General features: G+C 59.6%; 16 protein-coding genes. 9 read left to right on the top strand and 7 right to left on the bottom strand.

All coding sequences use genetic code 11. The features are described from left to right. Positions 1–495: hypothetical protein (locus E5J99_RS21650; RefSeq protein ID WP_210114486.1), on the bottom strand; the 495-nt coding region annotated here is incomplete at its 3' end. Positions 496–1,291: 796 nt separating this feature from the next. Then, positions 1,292–2,008: a ferritin-like domain-containing protein gene (locus tag E5J99_RS18170; protein WP_135499241.1), complete on the bottom strand. Its 717-nt coding sequence runs from the start codon at positions 2,006–2,008 to the stop codon at positions 1,292–1,294. Positions 2,009–2,219: 211 nt separating this feature from the next. Between E5J99_RS18170 and E5J99_RS18165 the strand changes: the two genes are divergently transcribed. From E5J99_RS18165 to E5J99_RS18150, 4 genes are all read left to right on the top strand, one after another. Further along, positions 2,220–2,519, top strand: a complete 300-nt coding sequence (locus tag E5J99_RS18165; protein WP_135499240.1) for a DUF3817 domain-containing protein — start codon at positions 2,220–2,222, stop codon at positions 2,517–2,519. A 228-nt stretch (positions 2,520–2,747) separates the two neighbouring features. Further along, positions 2,748–3,593: a M12 family metallopeptidase gene (locus tag E5J99_RS18160; RefSeq protein ID WP_135499239.1), complete on the top strand. Its 846-nt coding sequence runs from the start codon at positions 2,748–2,750 to the stop codon at positions 3,591–3,593. 635 nt (positions 3,594–4,228) lie between these two features. Continuing rightward, complete coding sequence (locus E5J99_RS18155) at positions 4,229–4,966, top strand: MOSC domain-containing protein (RefSeq protein ID WP_167852208.1); 738 nt, start codon at positions 4,229–4,231, stop codon at positions 4,964–4,966. 439 nt (positions 4,967–5,405) lie between these two features. Next, on the top strand, positions 5,406–5,768 hold the full coding sequence (locus E5J99_RS18150; protein WP_210114485.1) for a glycoside hydrolase family 30 beta sandwich domain-containing protein: 363 nt from the start codon (positions 5,406–5,408) through the stop codon (positions 5,766–5,768). A 700-nt stretch (positions 5,769–6,468) separates the two neighbouring features. Here E5J99_RS18150 and E5J99_RS18145 read toward each other — a convergent pair. Then, entirely contained in the window at positions 6,469–7,860 is a 1,392-nt protein-coding gene (locus tag E5J99_RS18145) for a L,D-transpeptidase scaffold domain-containing protein (RefSeq protein WP_210114484.1), read from the bottom strand. A 330-nt stretch (positions 7,861–8,190) separates the two neighbouring features. Next, positions 8,191–8,712 (bottom strand): DinB family protein, encoded by a 522-nt coding sequence (locus tag E5J99_RS18140; protein ID WP_135499236.1) that lies wholly within the window; start codon positions 8,710–8,712, stop codon positions 8,191–8,193. Between the two features lie 122 nt (positions 8,713–8,834). On the opposite strand from E5J99_RS18140, the gene E5J99_RS18135 reads away from it, so the two are divergent. From E5J99_RS18135 to E5J99_RS18120, 4 genes are all read left to right on the top strand, one after another. Beyond that, on the top strand, positions 8,835–10,070 hold the full coding sequence (locus E5J99_RS18135) for a pyridoxal phosphate-dependent aminotransferase (RefSeq protein WP_135499235.1): 1,236 nt from the start codon (positions 8,835–8,837) through the stop codon (positions 10,068–10,070). Positions 10,071–10,239: 169 nt separating this feature from the next. Further along, positions 10,240–10,899 (top strand): cytochrome b/b6 domain-containing protein, encoded by a 660-nt coding sequence (locus tag E5J99_RS18130; protein ID WP_135499234.1) that lies wholly within the window; start codon positions 10,240–10,242, stop codon positions 10,897–10,899. Between the two features lie 170 nt (positions 10,900–11,069). Beyond that, the gene (locus tag E5J99_RS18125; RefSeq protein ID WP_135499233.1) at positions 11,070–12,623 is read left to right on the top strand and encodes a serine hydrolase; all 1,554 of its coding nucleotides are present in this window, start codon (positions 11,070–11,072) and stop codon (positions 12,621–12,623) included. 60 nt (positions 12,624–12,683) lie between these two features. Continuing rightward, positions 12,684–13,199, top strand: a complete 516-nt coding sequence (locus tag E5J99_RS18120) for a hypothetical protein (protein ID WP_135499232.1) — start codon at positions 12,684–12,686, stop codon at positions 13,197–13,199. A gap of 99 nt (positions 13,200–13,298) precedes the next feature. On the opposite strand, the gene E5J99_RS18115 is transcribed toward E5J99_RS18120, so the two are convergent. Next, positions 13,299–14,342 (bottom strand): NAD(P)-dependent alcohol dehydrogenase, encoded by a 1,044-nt coding sequence (locus E5J99_RS18115; protein ID WP_135499231.1) that lies wholly within the window; start codon positions 14,340–14,342, stop codon positions 13,299–13,301. 116 nt (positions 14,343–14,458) lie between these two features. On the opposite strand from E5J99_RS18115, the gene E5J99_RS18110 reads away from it, so the two are divergent. After that, positions 14,459–16,012: a glycosyltransferase family 39 protein gene (locus tag E5J99_RS18110; RefSeq protein ID WP_135499230.1), complete on the top strand. Its 1,554-nt coding sequence runs from the start codon at positions 14,459–14,461 to the stop codon at positions 16,010–16,012. Here E5J99_RS18110 and E5J99_RS18105 read toward each other — a convergent pair. Continuing rightward, a complete protein-coding gene (locus E5J99_RS18105; RefSeq protein ID WP_135499229.1) occupies positions 15,951–16,661 on the bottom strand; it encodes a DUF1990 domain-containing protein in 711 nt (236 codons plus the stop codon). The genes E5J99_RS18110 and E5J99_RS18105 overlap by 62 nt on opposite strands. Further along, entirely contained in the window at positions 16,654–17,235 is a 582-nt protein-coding gene (locus E5J99_RS18100) for a DUF1990 family protein (RefSeq protein WP_135499228.1), read from the bottom strand. The genes E5J99_RS18105 and E5J99_RS18100 overlap by 8 nt, the downstream gene beginning before the upstream one ends. Positions 17,236–17,336: the final 101 nt, after the last annotated feature.

Here is a 17,336-nt window from a genome sequence, read left to right as displayed (position 1 = left end):
AAACAGGCCCTCTCTCAGGCTATCGACTGCATTACCAGCCGGGACGCCCGGAACTGGTTTGACCACTGCGGCTATCACACACAAGCCGGCAAACGATAAGGATACATGGTTCACGAATCTGCTATAAGTAGCAATATTATACGACAATTCTTTACCCCTGTGCTCAACTATAATAAATTTTCTCACACCAATTATATCGACTCTATCATCCCATCGAAGATTTTTATTAACACGAAGTTTTGGCAATAATGGAACATAGCTGTATAATATTCCTTGTTTGTCTATCTTATCATAAGAATTCCGCCATTGTGGCTCCCAATATAGCTTTGTTGTGTCACTGAATCTCTGAACTAGTTTTCTACCATAATCCATTTCATAAAACCTATTTCGCACTATATCAGACGGACTATCTTCTGTTTTAACTAGGCCGTACACCTCAGCTTTATCACAACTAACTAAACCATATATCACACCAAGTAGCAGAATAAAAGCCACAGTGCATCGACGCAAAACAAACATTGGATTCATTTTATCAGAAATTAAATTTAAACATACAGTTCATTTATACAGGCACAGATACCGTACTTGTATAAATGAATATTCCTAGAAGCAATAGATATAAGATTATGTTGAAGGAATTAAAAAAGCGAAGTTGCTTTATTCTACAGCAAGCTTCACATGGAAATCCTTCGACACTACTTAATTAGGATAGAGCGAGGCGCAATATGTACCTTTCATTTGACAAATCGCTTTGGCGTGGGGTTATACCTCATTCTCGCAACACTGCAACGCACTAATCAGAGCAATACGGGTGGCGTTATCGTTCTGACTGTAGAGGCACAGCTCACTTTCATGAACCGGCACGAGATACGATGCACTGAACTTGCGCCAGCACATGCTACAAAAAAGATATGCCACTGGATGCCTTTCTGCATTGTCAATGTGTTCCCATTTTCTCTTTATTTTTCTTTGCCGTCGTATGCCTAAATAGTTAGCTCAGGGTGCAAGAGGCTCGTTCCTTGGTTCTATGATACTTTTGTCATTGACAGTGGCTTTATACATCAGAGGATGTATAAGCATTTGATTCTATTAAGCTTATACAATATCAGCTTGAACACAGAAGTCCAAGCCATAGTGCAGCCGCCGCCCTCCACCGGCCCGGCTCCCCCAAAAGCGTCGACCGACCCGCTACACATGCTGCTGCACTACTGTCGCCTGGCACCAAAAAGCCCCGTCACAATGACCAGCGGGTCATTACGGCGGGGCTTTTGTGCTCAGTAGCGGGTAGTTGCTACTGCTGCTTGGCTTCCAGCTTCTGTAGCTCCCGGTAGGTTTTCTGCGACTGCGCATACTGGCGTTCCACGGCTTGGCGTAGCGTGCCGCTGAGGGTATGGTCGTCGAGGGCATCCTGGTAAGCTTTCAGGGCCCACTCTTCGCCGTAGACGTTGGAGCCCAGAATAGCCTTTTCGTCGAAGCCGGTGAGCAGCGCCTTGGCATCCATCCAGCCGCGGTAGGCCTTGCCTTTGAGGGTGGTGCTGGTCTGGCGCTCCTTGCCCTGCTGGCGCAGGTAGCCGTTTAGCTCGTTGGCAAACTGCTGACTCTGGCTCACCAGCTGCTTGTAGTAGCCCGTCAGCTCGGCATCTTTGCTTTCACTCGCGGCGCGTTGGTAGCCTTCTATCCGGTCATTCACGAAGTAGAGCAGCTCGTTGAGCGTATCGGCCTGGGAGCCGCTGGTAGTGCCGGCACTGGCTTTCCCAGCTTTGCTGCCCTGGAGCAGGGAGCCAACGCCGACCAGCAGCAACGCCCCGCCCACGACTTTCTGGGTTGTAGTGAGTCGACCGAGCAGATCCGATACGCTGCCCTTGTTGACCCATTTGGCTGCTTTATCAAGCAGGGAGCCGTTGGCAGCAGCATAGTCGGAGCTGGTTTGAGCAGAAGCAGAGCGGGCAAATGTGGGCTGGTCGGGGGCCATGCGGCCGGTGCGGGATGATTTTTGGTTTTGGCTCATAGTCAGGACAGAATAAAGTGAATCTCTGTCAGGCTTACGGTAGGCCGCCGCCGGAAGTTAGGTTGAGCTTGCGGCGGCGGCCCCCAGTAAGCCCCAAACTACGAGCGTTGCGCTAGGCTGCGAGGGCCAGGCCAGCTAAGCGGGAGCGGGCCGCAGCCTACTGGCCGGCCCGGCCGTACCTTGCGGCCTCACTCACTTTCATTTTCGCGCTATGCTTGCTTCTTTGCTGCGGACCTCGCTGGGCCGTCTACGGACCGTTGGTTTTTTGGAAGGCGTCTCCTTCCTGGTGTTGCTGGGTATTGCGATGCCGCTTAAGTATCTGGCCGGGCAGCCGGAGGCAGTGCGTCTGGTGGGTATGGCGCACGGGGTTCTTTTCGTGCTCTATGTGCTGCTTGTTATTCAGGTCAGCATTGCCCGTAGCTGGTCGTGGGGCAAGGCGCTGCTGGCGCTGGTAGTATCGGTGGTGCCGTTCGGCACTTTTTGGGCCGATAAGAAGTTGTTCCAGGCATAAGGCACAATAGGCAAAATACTTATAGCGGTTTATCTACTGGTAGCCTCGAGAAGTGACAACCGCTGTACTTTTTTCCGAATAGTTGTTTACGCAGCTAGCCAATACAAGGAAATGGACGCTTTGTTGAGGTAATTTTAACGAATGCCACAATATTTTTCTAGTTACATAGCCATACTATCCCTTTATTTGCCAAATCCCCAATCCAACCAAACCACATTCTAAGTCTGTATGAAGAAAACGACCTTCCCTATTCTCGCACTCCTGGCCAGTGTTGGAATCGCCTCATTGACGGGGTGCTCTAAAGAGCAAGAAGCAGCTGTTCCAACTGGCTCGGCCGCTAAGCAGGATGCGAAAGTAGAAGAGGCTTACCCAAGCCAGACTGGTACTACTCTGGCCGGTAAATTCGGTGGAGAGTCGATTGCCTATCAGCAAATCAACGGTGAAAACGTATTTGAGGGTGATATCCTGCTGACCCAGGAGCAAGTACGCTCGGAGCGCGCCCAGACCGAAAGCGCTGGTCGCAACACCGGCAAATGGCCGAGCGCCGTGGTGTATTACACCATTGACGCCAACCTGCCCAACCAAGCCCGCGTGACCGACGCCATTGCCCATTGGCAGGCCAACACGCCCGTGCGTTTCGTGCGGCGCACTACACAGTCGAGCTACGTTACGTTCCAGGTGGGTTCGGGCTGCTCGTCCAACATCGGTATGATTGGGGGCCGTCAGTATATCAACCTGGCTTCGGGTTGCTCTACCGGCAACACGATTCATGAAATTGGCCACGCCGTTGGCCTGTTCCACGAGCAAACCCGCAACGACCGGGATACTTTCGTAAACATCCTCACCCAGAATATCCAGTCGGGCTACGCCAACAACTTCTCCAAGTACAGCGCTTCGGGCTACACCGGCACCGACTTTGGCGCTTTGGATTTCGGCTCCATCATGATGTACGGCTCGTTCTCGTTCTCTTCGAACGGCCAGCCTACCATCACGAAAAAGGATGGCTCCACCTTCAATATCCAGCGCAACGGCCTGTCCGTCGGCGACAAATCGGGTATCGACATCATGTACTAAGCTCAGGCTTCTCAAGCCTGACGTGGGTGGCTTACGACGTCCGCGTCAGGGCTCTTGTTTCTTTTCACAACAGGGCACTCCTAACCGGGTGCCCTGTTGCTTTTCTATTGGCCGGAGCACTGATTTATAAACGTAGCCAAACCGCAATGCCCTACCTGCGGTAGAATGATCTGTATCATCGGTGACGAAGGCCCAGCAATGAAACAGAGGTATTCTGAGCTATTGAAGCCCCTAGAGCTGTTTCGGATTCCGTGTACGGGACAGCAGTAGCGCGAACTTTGTCGTTCTCGTCGCCGCGCCGATAGAACGACTGCGAATGGCGCGGCGACGAGAACGACAAAGTTCGCGCTACTAACCATTGACCTCGAAACCGCTTTAAAGTGGTTGATAGGCACGTTAACGCTACCCTTGCACGCTTGCCGCGTTACTGCTCGGCAGTGAAGCTTATTCAAATAAAACCGTTGAATAGCACCAGTTTCGCTCTTGTTGAGTTACTGCAACGGCCCTAGCACGGCCGGCGCTGGTAGTATCGGCGGGCTTTTTCGGTACTAATCAATGTGCTGTTTGGGAAGCAACGTAACTCGCTTTGAAGTGAGCCGCGTCCCATGCACCGGGCTTTCTTTATTCTTGCAGCTATGATGACCGTGCGCCCTGTTTCCCTGTCGCTGCCGTTGGCATCCATCCGGGTGGGCCAACCTGAAACCTTCGGCGGTGATGCAGCAACCGAGCCGCCGGGCCGCCTATGGGTTTCGTCTATTCGCAAGGCTGAAATAACCGGACCGGTGTGGCTGGACACCCTGAACTTGGCCGGCGATGCCCAGGCCGACCAGAAAAACCACGGCGGCCTCGACCAGTCACTGTGTGTGTACCCGGGCGTACATTACCACCACTGGGCCGAGCGCCTGGGCCGGCCGCTGCCGCCCGGCAGCTTCGGCGAAAACCTGACTCTGGCCGGTGAGTGGCGCGAGCAGGACGTGTGCCTGGGCGACGTGTTCAGCTTCGGGGAAGCCGTGGTGCAGATTTCCCAGCCCCGCTCGCCCTGCTACAAGCTGGGCCGCCGCTGGCAGCTGCCGCTGCTGCCCAAGTGGCTTCAGGACTCGGGCCGGACAGGCTGGTATATGCGCGTGCTGCAGCCCGGCCTGGTGGCCCCCACCGACACGCTAGAGCTAACGGAGCGACTGTATTCCGAATGGCCCCTTACGCTGGTCAACAGCGTGAAGTACGAGCGGCGTGAGGAGCTAGCCGTAGTGCACGCCTTGGCCGAATGTCCGGCGTTGGGCGAGTTTTGGCGGCGCAAGATGCGTGGGCGCTTGTTGGGAGACATGCCCCTGTACGACGATGCCAACCGGCTGGAAGGCCCCGCAAACCGCTGAGCAAAATGCGCCCACACAGTGAGGATTTGCCAGAATAGCAACTCTGGCCCACTTAAGTTGCTGTTTGGGCAGTAGCTGGTAGTTGAAAAGCCGAACGCCCACTATGCCCTTAGCGCCACCCATGGCAGCACCTAGCCAGTAGTAGGGAAGCCACGCAGCCAGAAACGCAACTCCCCCCAAGCGTGTATAGTTGGTAGCGCCGTTCCCCAACGCTGGGCCTACGCTGCCACTAGGGTGACCCAACATCTCTTCCGCTTTTTGCTCCTGTGGCCGCTGCTACTGATTCCTGGGCTGGCGGGGCTGCAACGCGAGTTGGGCTTTCACCCCGAGGTGGAGCTGCGCATGTTGGATACCCACGAAAGCAGCCACCAGCAGCAGATAGCTGCTGCGCGGCAGCAAGCTGCTGGCTCAGTACCGCCATGCCTGAGCCAACTACTACGTGAAGTTTATTCCGGAATCTGAGCGCCAGAGCATCCCCGTGTGGGGCCTGAGCGTCCAAAACGAGCCCATGACCAAGCAGCGCTGGAAATCGTGCGGGTTTACGGCCACCGAGGAGCGCGACTTTCTCCGGGACTACCTCGGCCACTTTTCCAAGTTCATCCGCCCCGGGGCGGGGCGCATCATCAGCGCTTCTAACCGCAACCATTTAAGCACCACGGACTACTTGAAACCCGATGGCAAAATTGCGGTGGGAGGCATGAACGACAGCGACAAAAACCAGCAGTTTCAGCTCTGGCTGCGGGGACAGGCTACCACTACCACCAGCCAGGCCCACTCCAGCAGGACGCTCGTGATCAGCTAACTTCGTTGGGCGATTTTTGCCAGGAAACGCACCTATCAATCAACTGATTCCTACACGTCGCCCCACAAAAAAAAGCACCCTATTAGGTGCTTTTTTTTATTTCCTTTCCAAACCAATCCTTCATTCTCACACATACACGGCGGGGGCGGCAAGCGTCGGGCGGCAGTAGGCAGGCACGATGGAGTGCCGACGGAACACCGGTTCACCGCTGTGCTGCGGCCCCCGATAGGTGGTGTAGAATCCAATTGACTGTGGAAAAGTAGGTAGCCGGCCCAGCAAAGGAAAGTTTATTACACCAACCCCATTTTTATCGGGACAAACCGCTGCTATTGCAGATTTAACGCTGTATTGAGCCGTGTAATATCGGTGGGCTTCGCGGCCCTCAGCGAAGAGTCCCGGCTGGTGTACCGAGCAATTGCGAGCAGAGCACCGGCACGTTGGCAGCAGTAGCAGGAATTCAGCCGCAAGCGTGGCTAAGAGCACCCCTGTGCTAGGCGGTGTGGACAGTTAAGAATAAAGAACATCACGTCGAGCAACGCGAGACATCTCACGTAGAGTCGTTGGATGACTACTCATACGTCCGCACGCGAGATGTCTCGCGTTGCTCGACAGGACGTTCACAAAGCATTCAGGACTGCTTTTTCGATTACTGTCCACACGCCCTAGTAGCAGATTTCGGCAGGTGTTAACCGGACCAGAGCTATTGGTCCAATAAAGCGGCCAGAATAGGCTCGTCCTGGCAATACACGTCGGCGTAGAACCGCAGGCGGCCATTGTCAGCCTCACAGGTGTAGTAGCGAATCTGGATGGGCAGGCCCCGCGCCAGGTCGAAGCGGCATTTATCCTGCTGCGCAATGCTGCGCTTGACGATTGGCAGGGCGGCCTGCTGATTTTCGCGCTGCAACAGGTAGGCGGCCAGGGCCAGAGGCTTTTCTACGCGCACGCAGCCGTGGCTCAGGGCCCGCTGCGACTTCTGAAACAGGGAGCGGGCCGGCGTATCGTGCAGAAAAACGGTGTGCTGATTTGGGAAGTAGAACACGATATTGCCCAAGGCATTGTGGCGGCCTGCCGTTTGCTTGATGGTGTAGGGAAATTTTTCGGGCGTAATCGTGTGCCAGCGCACGTTCCAGGGGTTCACGAGGCGGTTGCGGTAGTCGTAGAGGCGGTAGTGGTTGTCGTAGAGGTAGCTGGGGTCTTCCTGCAGCTGGGGCAGCATTTCGTTCACGGCAATGCTGTAGGGCACGCGCCAGTCGGGCGCCGTCACGAACACAATAAGCCGGCTGTTGAGCGTTGGGGTGGGGGTTTCGGGCTTGCCCACCACCACGCGGTGCGTCTGCACCACGCGCCCGCCCCGAATCAGCTGGAGACGAAAGGCGGGGATATTCACCAGCGCGTATTCCGCCGTGTCGGCGGTGGTGCTTTCCCAGCGCAGCCGCTCCAGATTCACGGCCACCCGCCGAAAGTCGGCCTCGTTGCCACCATGCGGCACCGAATCGGGCATGGCAAGCGTCTGGCCCCAGGCCTGCTGAAGGCGCAAGTAAGCGCGGCTGCGGGGTTGGCAGCGCAGAAAAGCGGGGGCAAAACTCTCCGCCGCCAGGGCTTGCTCCAGCAGAGCAGTAGCCTCCTGACCCGCTGCCCCTTCCAGCGTCGCTGCTGTCAGCGTGCGGGCATCCAGCTGGCCGTAGCGCAGGTGAGCGGCGTAGCGCACCAGCGCATCGGTGAGGCGCAGCTCGAAGCCCGCCAGCTGCAGGGCCTGGTCTTTGGACTTGGAAGAAAGGCGCAGTGAATCGGGCAGGGCCTGTAGCTGGGGCAGCCTGTAGGCTGCCGGCAGCAGGCCATACTGCCGGGCCTGGCCAAGCAGCGTCAGGGCCGCTGTGGCTTGGGCATTCCAGCCCGAGTCGGGGTGCGTCCAGGCGGGCGCGAAGCTGCGCTGGGCATAAAACGCCTGCACCACGGAGCCGGCCCGCAGCCCCAGCCGGGCGTAGGTGGCGGCTGGACCTACTGCGGCAGTATCGAGCAGGGCGCGTAGATATAGTACGGCCGTTGAGCCGCTAGGGGCGGCTGCACCGGGCTTCTTGCCGCTTTCTGCCACCACCACCGATGGCCAGGAAAGCGCGCAGCAGACAAGAAGGAGCCAAAGAAAGGCAGGCCGCACACTGCTTCTTATCCATGTCATAGTCGAGCAGGCAAGAAGGGTGGAAAGAGCCGGTTGAGTAGCGTTTACAGCATAAAGGTGCGGCCAGGAGACGACAACCACCAGCGCGGGCGCGGCTGGCATAACTTGTATAATTTAGAGAATAATATACCAATAAGCAAGCATTGCGGCCGACTTTAGCCCAACCTCAACCGCGCGCAACTGGTGGGGCCACTACCTACTCACCCTTTTGCCGGACCTGTGGTATTCCTCGTGCCACCCGTGCCGCTACTCTGCCCGCGCACCCACGATACGAGCCGTGACCAGCACCTGCCCCAGGTGCCGCATCGTGTGCTCGGCGGCATGCACCAGCAGCCCCAGCACCGTGGATGGCAGCTGCGCCCGGCCTACTCCGCGCGGCTCCCGCAACGCAGCTTTATTGGTGCGGCGCAGCTGGGCCAGCATGTGCTCCACCTGCTCATCAAAGGCCTGAAGCAGCGCCCGAGTTGTGCCGGCCGCTACCGAACCATACTCTTCCTGGGCAAGATTCTGCAGTTGCTCGGGCGTCAGGGCCTCGCCGCGGGCGTAGGTGCAAAGCCGGTCGAGCACGCCGGTAAGGTGCTGCAGGTGAAAGCCGACGGAAGCCACTCCGGCGGGGCGCACCCACAGCTGGGTATCGGGGAAATTGGCGAGTTGGGCATTCAGCTCTTCGCGGGCCTGCAGCAGGGCGTGGGCCACGGGCTGCACCAGCGCCGGCACTTCGGGTAGCGGCCCCCGCAGCCACACTTCCGGCAGATTGGTAGTACTCATGACAAGCAAACCGGCAGCGGCGTGTTGTTGTTAAAACCGCATTTGGCTGCTTTTTGTGGGCTCATCCTTCATTTTCTGCTTTATGGCCCCACCAACCTGCGGCGGGTGCTTACCTTTAGCGCATGTTGGAAGTTTCTGAGCGTGGCCACGCTATGCCGATGTCGCCGTATCGGCGGCTCACTCCCTTTGCCGATGCTGCCAAGCAGCGCGGCGTGCATGTGCATCATCTCAACATCGGGCAGCCCGATATTGAAACCCCGCCGGTCATGCTGGCGGCGGTGCAGCAGGCCAATATCCGGGTGCTGGAATATAGCCCCTCAGCCGGCTACCCCAGCTACCGGCGCACACTCGCCACGTATTACCAGCGCGTCGGCATTCCGGTTGAGGCCGATGATATTCTGGTGACGACCGGAGGCAGCGAGGCCATCTTTTTTGCCCTGATGAGCTGCCTCAATCCCGGCGACGAGCTGATCGTGCCCGAGCCGTTTTATGGGGCCTACACCGCCTTCGCCGTGGCCACCGACGTGCGCATCGTACCTGTCACATCGCACCTGTCCACTGGCTTTATGCTGCCGCCACTGGCCGATTTTGAGCGCTGCATCACCCCGCGTACCAAGGCGCTGCTGCTGTGTACGCCTAACAACCCAACGGGCTACGTGTATAGCCGCGCCGAAATGGAACAGCTCAAAGATCTGTGTCTGCGCCACAATCTGTATTTGCTGTCTGACGAAGCCTACCGGGAGTTTTGCTACGACCGAGACTTTGTTAGCGCCCTGCATCTGAGCGGGGCCGACGACCACATCGTGGTGCTCGATACTATTTCGAAGCGCTATAGTGCCTGTGGGGCGCGCATCGGGGCATTTGTCACCAAAAACAAGGCGCTGCAGCAGGCCGCTTTCAAATTTGCGCAAATGCGCGTGAGCCCGCCCGGCCTGGCCCAGGTGCTGGCCGAAGCCGCCTCGGAGCTCCCCGACACCTATTTCGACCACACCAAAGCTGAATACCTGACCCGTCGTGACTTGATGGTGCGGCGGCTGCAGGCTATGCCCGGCGTGGAATGCCCCGTGCCGGGCGGCGCTTTCTACGTAATGGCCCAGCTCCCCATCGACGACTGCGACACGTTCTGCCGCTGGCTGCTCGAATCCTTTTCCCACCAGCACCAGACCGTGATGCTCACGCCGGCCAGCGGCTTTTATGCCACGCCGGGCTTGGGCAAGCAGGAAACACGCATGGCCTACGTGCTCAACTGCGAGGCCCTCGATGCGGCGCTGAACTGCCTGGAGCACGCCCTGGCCGAGTATCCGGGCCGAACCGTGGCACAGCGGCCGACCTGCCCGACGGCCGGTGTAGCTTCATAGAGCCCCTGTGCCTGGCGCCGCGCCGGCAACGGCCCAAAACAGGAGCTACAGCACCCTGCACTTCGCAGTAGCCTGCCCGGGCGACTCCGCTCAGCTTCAGGAATGGAGGCTGCGCTAAAGTCATAAATTACCGTTCTTCGTTTCCTTACTTCCTCTCCTACCCGTCTGCATGATACCCGCTACCACCGCTACCGCACCTGCCACGCACCAGCAGAAATACTCCCTCACGCTGCGCCTCTGGCACTGGAGCAGCGCCGCCGTGATTTCGGGCCTGCTCACGACCATCCTGTTTTTGTACGTGATTCTGAAGATGAAAACCGTGGGCCCCGAGTTTCAGGCGGTGCTGCAGAAGCAGGGCGTTACGATGACGCGGGAGCAGGTGCGGGGCCTGACGCGCATCATCAGCCACCGCATCTGGGACTGGCACATTTATCTGGGGGTGGCGCTGTCGTTCCTGCTGTTGTTCCGGGTGGTGCTGGAGTTTTTGCAGGCGGGCTCGCAGCGGTTTGGGGCCCGCCTGGCGGAGGCGCGCCGCTATTTCCGGCAGGTAGGCCCCGATTTGCAGGATGCCCGCCACTCGCTGCTGGTGAAATACTCCTACCTGGCATTTTATCTGATGCTGGTAGTGATGGTGGCCACGGGCCTAGTGCTGATTTACGCCGACGACGTGGAGTTTCTGCACAAGCTGGAGCACACCGTGAAGGAGGTGCACAACTTCACGATGTATCTCGTGCTGGCCTTCATCGTGCTACACCTAGTGGGCGTGGTGTGGTCGGAGCTGACGAAGGGCAAAGGCATTGTTTCGGACATGATAAACGGAGGCAAGTAGTAGCCCTGCCCGGGCTTTAGCCGGCAGGAGGCCATTTTCGACGCCAAAAAACCGCTTCTGTCCCGGCAGAGGCGGTTTTGTCGTTTTATAATCCCACTTTCAAGGGCTGGTATTCTCTGGGGCAGCCGCAGAGCAGGCCCGTTCTTTTCCTTGACTTTGCTTTCCGCTCTATGCCCTCTTTCCTCTCCCGAATTTCTGTATTCTCTGCCCTTGCCGGCGGCCTGCTGGGTGCCGCCAGCCAACCCGTAGCGGCGCAACCGACGGCTCCCAACCGGTTCATGACCGACAGTCTGGACCGCTACATCGAGCGGGGCCTGCGCCAGTGGCAGATTCCGGGGCTGGCCATTGTGGTGGTAAAAAACGGAAAAGTGGTGGTGAGCAAGGGCTACGGCGTGCGGGCCCTGGGCCGGCCCGAGCCGGTAGACGCCAACACGCTGTTCATGATTGCCTCGAACACTAAGCTCTTTACCGGCACGGCCCTAGCTAAGCTGGAAGACGACAAAAAACTCTCCCTCAACGACCGAGCCGACAAGTACCTGCCCGGCTTTCGTCTCTACGACTCCCTCGCCTCCCAGCTCGTAACGGTGCGCGACCTGATGGGCCATCATTTCGGCACCAAGACCTTCCAGGGCGACTTCACCTTCTGGGATTCGAACCTGAGCCGGGCCGATGTGGTACAGCGCATGCGCCTGCTGAAGCCTGGCGGGCAGTTTCGCAAAGACTACGGCTACTGCAACGCCGGCTTTGTGGCGGCGGGCCTGGTGATTCCGGCCGCCACCGGCGGCACGAGCTGGGACGACTACGTGCAGCAGAATTTTCTGCTGCCGCTGGGGATGAGCAACACCTACACCGGCACCACTGGCTACGGGCAGCGGCCCAACATTGCCCTGCCCTATTCCAACACGTTTGGTCCGCTGGCCCTGATGCCCTTCGACAACATCGACAACATCGGCCCCTGCGGCAGCATGGTTTCCAGCGTCAACGACTTGAGCAAGTGGCTGCAGTTTCAGCTTGACAGTGGCCGCTACGAAGGCAAGCGGGTGATGAACTGGGCGGCCCTGCGCAAAACCCGCGACCCGAACACGCTCATCTCCACCCGCAAATCGGCCCTGCTGCCCTCCCACTTCACGACCTATGGCCTGGGCGTGCTTTCGGCCGACTACGCGGGGAGCCAGGTGTTCTGGCACACGGGCGGGGCCACCGGCCACGTAAGCAACGTGTGCTTTGTGCCGGAGGAGCAGCTGGGCATTGCCATTCTGACCAACAACGATAACCAAAGCTTCTTTGAGGCGCTGCGCTACCAGATTCTGGATAGCTACCTGAACGTGCCTTACACCAACCGCAGCGCGGCCTACCTGCCGGCAGCCCGCACCGGCGACCAGGAAACCTACGCGGCCGTGGCGCAGCTGCAAAGCCGCGTGGCCAAGAAAGCCAAGCTGCCGCTGGCTCTGGAGGCCTACACCGGGCAGTTCACCCATCCGCTGTTCGGCCCGATTACCGTCAGCAAAAAAAGCAAGCAGCTGCTCGTCAGCTTCCCCAACCATCCCAACCTGACGGCGACGCTCGACTACATGGACGGGCAGGAATTCCGGGCCACGTATTCCAACCCCACGTACGGCATTTTCCCCGCCATCTTCAAAGTGGAAGGCAAGAAAGTAGCCGGCTTGGAAATGCGCATCAACCCGTTTATCGAGTACGACTCCTACCAATTCAGCCGGCTGTAGGCCGTTTTGTGGCGTGGTTTGTGCCTTGCGGCGGGTAGTATCTTCTTTACGTTCTTGTGTATGCGGCTACGTTTCTTTCTGCTGGCGCTCGGGCTGGCGACGGGTCTGGCCTCGGCCCAGGCGCCGGATTTCCGCGGTGCAGCCGGGCTCACGGCTCTCACGCTGCAGCTCAACGGGCAGCTGGTAGTCATTGATACTGCTTTTTCGCGCCTGGAAATAAGCACGGGGGTCAATCAGGTGCTGTCCCTCAACCTGGTGCGCGCCGACAGCCCCGACGACCAGGGTCTGACCATTCTTATCGACCAGTTTCCGCTGGCCCCGGGCCAGTACCGCTTCAAGGAAATCCTGAGCGGGCACGTGCGCGATGCCTCGTACCGCTACGGCACCACCACGGCCTATTCTACCACCTGCGGCCTCAACGACGGCGTGGTAGAAGTGCTGGCTATTGATGCGCAGCGCCACACGATTCGGGGCACGTTTCGGGCCGTGCTCTGCGAAGCCGAGCCCCGCCCAGGAGCCAAGCGCCGACGTTTCGCGGTAGCCGGCACGTTTCAGAGCGTTTACGCCACGCGGTAGTCATCTGGCTTTGTTGCTAGCTGCCGGGCACCTAAACCGACAAGGGGCGGCCATACTTTCGTGTGGCCGCCCCTTGTCGGTAGTAACCGTTGCGCTTGCTTACAGCGTCGCCAGGTCAATGACGAAGCGGTATTTCACGTCGCTCTTTACCAGGCGCTCGTAGGCTTCGTTGATGTAGTCCATCGGAATCACCTCCACATCGGAAGTGATGTTGTGCTGGGCGCAGAAGTCGAGCATCTCCTGCGTTTCGGCGATGCCGCCGATGTGGGAGCCGGCCAGCCGGCGGCGCTTGCCCACCAGCGGAAACACCTGCACCTGTGGGGCTTCGGGCGGCAGCCCGACCATCACCATCGTGCCATCCAGCCGCAAGAGCATCATGTAGGGGTTCAGGTCGATGGCCACGGCCACGGTGTTGATGATCAGATCGAAGTAGTTCTGCACCTGACCCAGGGCCGCTTTGTCCGTGGTTACCACGAATTTGTGGGCTCCCAGGGCTTTAGCATCGGCCTCCTTGCTGGCCGAGGTGCTGAGCACGGTTACTTCGGCTCCCATGGCGGCAGCCAGCTTCACGGCCATATGGCCCAGGCCGCCCAGGCCCACTACGCCCACCCGCGTGCCGGGGCCGGCATCCCAACGCCGCAAGGGCGAATAGGTGGTGATGCCCGCGCACAGCAACGGGGCCACGCCCGCCAAATCGAGCTTATCGGACACGTGCAGCACGTAGTTTTCGGCCACCACTACCTGCTTAGAATAGCCGCCGTAGGTGATGGTCTGGCCGTCCTGCTCGGTGCTGTTGTAGGTGAAGGAAATGTGGGTGTCGCAGTACTGCTCCAGACCTTGGGCGCAGTTGGGGCAAGTGCGGCAGGTATCGACCATGCAGCCCACGCCGGCCAGGTCGCCTTCCCTGAACTTGGTGACGTGGGCCCCGACCTGGCGCACGCGGCCCACTATTTCGTGGCCGGGCACCATCGGGAAGCGCGAGCCGCCCCACTCGTCGCGCACCTGGTGCACGTCGGAGTGACACACGCCACAAAACAGAATTTCAATCAGGACATCGTGGGGGCCGACTGCGCGGCGCTCTAGCTCGAAAGGCGCTAAGGGCGACGTGGCCGTAGGAGCCGCGTATGATTTGGTTGCTGACATAAGCGAAAAAGGTAAGATTCCATAACCCTGACGACGGCCGAAAGTTGGCCGCGCCACTTGAGTATCTTGGCCCGCATACGACAACGCGGCCCCGGCCGGCTACTTTCTGCGCTGGTATGCTCCTCTCCCACCACTCTGCCCCTCGCCGCTACCTGGGTTGGCTGCTGGGCTTCATGATTCTCAAAATAGCGTTGCAATACCTGGTGGTGCACCCGGTATATGAGCTGCACCGCGACGAGTTTCTGCACCTCGACCAAGCCAACCACCTGGCGGCGGGCTACGTGTCGCTGCCGCCCCTCACGGCCTGGGTCGCCGCCATCATTCAGAGGCTGGGCAACACGGAGTTCTGGGTGCGTTTTTTTCCGGCTCTGTTTGGGGCTCTCACGCTGGCGGTGGTCTGGGCGGCGGTGCACGAGCTGGGTGGTGGGCTATACGCCAAGATTCTGGCCGCTGCTGCCATCCTGCTGTCGGCCCTGCTGCGGTTGAACCTGCTTTTTCAACCCAATTCCTTCGATGTTCTGGCCTGGACGGCGGCTACATACTGTCTGCTGCGCGTGGTGCGCGGCGGGCAGCGGCGGTGGCTGGTGGCGCTGGGTGTGGTGCTGGGCCTGGGTATGCTCAACAAATATACCGTCGTGTTCTGGGTCGTGGGAATGGTGCCGGCGCTGCTGCTGACGCCCCACCGCCGCTTGTTGGCGCAGCCCCGCACCTATCTGGCGGCGTTGGTGGCGCTGGTGGTATTTCTGCCCAATCTGCTCTGGCAGTACCAGCACCACTGGCCAGTGCTTTGGCACATGCGGGAGCTGCACAACACCCAGCTGGTCCACGTAGAGCGCGCCGATTTTTTCAAGGAACAGCTGCTGTTTTTCTTCAACAGCCTGGCGCTGCTGGTGGCGGCAGTGGTCGGCCTCGGGTGGTATGCGCCGCTGCGGCCCTACCGGTTCGTGGGCTGGAGCGGGCTGGGTACGCTGCTGCTGTTTGCCGCCATGCGCGCCAAAGGCTACTACGCCCTGGGGCTGTACCCAATGCTGCTGGCCTGTGGCAGCGTGTATCTGGAACAGGTGCTGCGCAGGGGCCGCTGGCGCTACCTGCGGCCGGCGCTGCTGCTGGTTATGGTCGGGCTGTTCGTGCCGGTGCTGCGAGTGGCGTTTCCACTCCAGACGCCAACGGAAATTCAGCAAAACGCCGGCCCGCACGAGGCGCTGGGGCTGCTGCGCTGGGAAGACGGCCGAAACCACGCCCTGCCCCAGGACTTTGCCGATATGCTCGGGTGGCGTGAAATGGCCGCGCTGGCCCGGCGCGGCTACCGGCAGCTTACACCCACCGAACAGCGCCATCTGCTGGTGCTCACCGACAACTACGGCCAGGCTGGCGCCCTCAACTTCTACAACCACGGCCAGATGCCCGCCGCCGTGTCCTACAATGCTGACTATGCCTACTGGTTTCCGCCCCTGACCGGCCTACGCACCGTGCTGATGGTGACGGAAGATGCCCTGGAGCCCCACGACGAGCAGCGCTTCGCCTCCGTGCTGTTGCTGGGGCGGGTGCAAAACCCACTGGCCCGCGAACGAGGCACGGCCGTGTACCTGCTGCGCCAGCCCGACCCGACTATTGTGCCGGAAGTGCGCCGGCAGGTAGCGAAACAGCAGCATCGGATGCGCGAACGGTAGTGGAGCCAGTGCGCAGCATTTCCTCCACCTGCTCGCGCAGCCGCCGGAGCGACTCGCGCGAAAAGCGGCGCTGCAACGTGCGACCAAACAACTTGAAACCAAGCCAATAGAACGGATTACGAATACGGCCCACCTGCGAAAAAGCGTGGATACGAAATAACACGCGGCCGGTGGCCAGCTGCTTATGAATCGTAAACTCAATCTGGCCCCGCTCGAAGTGGCCTTCCAATGTGCGGTAGTTGTAGCCCCACACCTGCTCCTGGCTGCCGTCGGGCAGGGTGCGCGTTTCGTCCGTAACGCTGCCGATGCGCACGCCAAACCAGAAGGTAAAAAACAGGAACTGGCCCCGTAGCACCATCGTGCGGTTTTCCAGGGGCGCGTCGGGCACGAAGATGCCCGTAATCAGGTCGGAGGGCGGAAAGGTGTAGTTGCGCAGAATCTGCTGCCCGGCCTGCCACGCGCCATGGGCCTCGGGCGGCCCGGGCGACTCGGCGGGCAGCTCGATTTCGTAGTCGTCGATAAGCCAGCCGGTTTCGGTGGTGCACTCAGCGGTGCGCTCCAGATCGAAATTGACCTGCGCTTGGCCGTAGGCTTCGAGGCGGGCGCGCTGCACTTCCCAGAGCGGCGGCTTGGTGGCGGGCTTACGCATGCGCGTCGGAATCGGAGGTAGAAGTAGCGGTAGGAGCGTGCTCGATAGTTTCGACCTGCACCGGCTCGGGCGCGTGTCCTCCGCTGGCCTCGGCCACTTTTTGGCAAAACAGCTCCCAGGTTTGCTGCTGCACCCGCTTGCCCAGGCCCAGTGTGTCGTAGGTGAAGGCCACGAGGCCGTCGCGCGAGCGGGCCCAGGAGTGAATTTCGAAACGCACCGTATCGGCACCCCGTGCGCCTGCGGCCTCCACCGAAAACTTGATTCGGCCCGCCTCCGGGTGGTTTTCGAGCGTTATCAGCTCGAAGCATTCCGGTGTCACTTCCGTCACGCGTACCGAGCCATTCCAGGGGCCCAGAATTTTGATGGAAAATTCGTCGCCCTGGCGCAGCCGGCGTTCCTGGCCTTTGGTCTTCTCAAACTGGGCCAGCAAGTCGGGGGAGAAATGGGCCACGTCGCACTGCACGGCCTCCATCAGCGCCCGGGCCGACAGCGTAGGGTGGGTAATATCGATCCAGTAGCGCCGCTCAAACAAGGGGCCGGAGCCGGTGCTGGCGGGTTGTGCGGGTTTCTTCATGGTGCCTGGGTGGCCAGCCGGTATGCGTAGGGCTAGCCGCCGGCTTCCTAACGCGGGCCGCCCGGCGCAGGTTGGCTTTTGGGCCGTGGCTGGCCGCTGGC

This window comes from Hymenobacter elongatus (assembly GCF_004745955.1).
Taxonomy (GTDB): Bacteria; Bacteroidota; Bacteroidia; order Cytophagales; family Hymenobacteraceae; genus Hymenobacter; species Hymenobacter elongatus.
The sequence above is the reverse complement of the archived record's forward strand: the minus strand, read 5'-3'. Positions and strand labels throughout refer to the sequence as shown.

Coding starts and splice junctions, on each gene's coding strand:
- E5J99_RS18170 (WP_135499241.1), bottom strand. CDS start 2,008: ATGAGCCAAAACCAAAAATCATCCCGCACCGGCCGCATGGCCCCCGAC.
- E5J99_RS18165 (WP_135499240.1), top strand. CDS start 2,220: ATGCTTGCTTCTTTGCTGCGGACCTCGCTGGGCCGTCTACGGACCGTT.
- E5J99_RS18140 (WP_135499236.1), bottom strand. CDS start 8,712: ATGAGTACTACCAATCTGCCGGAAGTGTGGCTGCGGGGGCCGCTACCC.
- E5J99_RS18115 (WP_135499231.1), bottom strand. CDS start 14,342: ATGTCAGCAACCAAATCATACGCGGCTCCTACGGCCACGTCGCCCTTA.
- E5J99_RS18160 (WP_135499239.1), top strand. CDS start 2,748: ATGAAGAAAACGACCTTCCCTATTCTCGCACTCCTGGCCAGTGTTGGA.
- E5J99_RS18100 (WP_135499228.1), bottom strand. CDS start 17,235: ATGAAGAAACCCGCACAACCCGCCAGCACCGGCTCCGGCCCCTTGTTT.
- E5J99_RS18135 (WP_135499235.1), top strand. CDS start 8,835: ATGTTGGAAGTTTCTGAGCGTGGCCACGCTATGCCGATGTCGCCGTAT.
- E5J99_RS18130 (WP_135499234.1), top strand. CDS start 10,240: ATGATACCCGCTACCACCGCTACCGCACCTGCCACGCACCAGCAGAAA.
- E5J99_RS18125 (WP_135499233.1), top strand. CDS start 11,070: ATGCCCTCTTTCCTCTCCCGAATTTCTGTATTCTCTGCCCTTGCCGGC.
- E5J99_RS18120 (WP_135499232.1), top strand. CDS start 12,684: ATGCGGCTACGTTTCTTTCTGCTGGCGCTCGGGCTGGCGACGGGTCTG.
- E5J99_RS18110 (WP_135499230.1), top strand. CDS start 14,459: ATGCTCCTCTCCCACCACTCTGCCCCTCGCCGCTACCTGGGTTGGCTG.
- E5J99_RS18155 (WP_167852208.1), top strand. CDS start 4,229: ATGATGACCGTGCGCCCTGTTTCCCTGTCGCTGCCGTTGGCATCCATC.
- E5J99_RS18105 (WP_135499229.1), bottom strand. CDS start 16,661: ATGCGTAAGCCCGCCACCAAGCCGCCGCTCTGGGAAGTGCAGCGCGCC.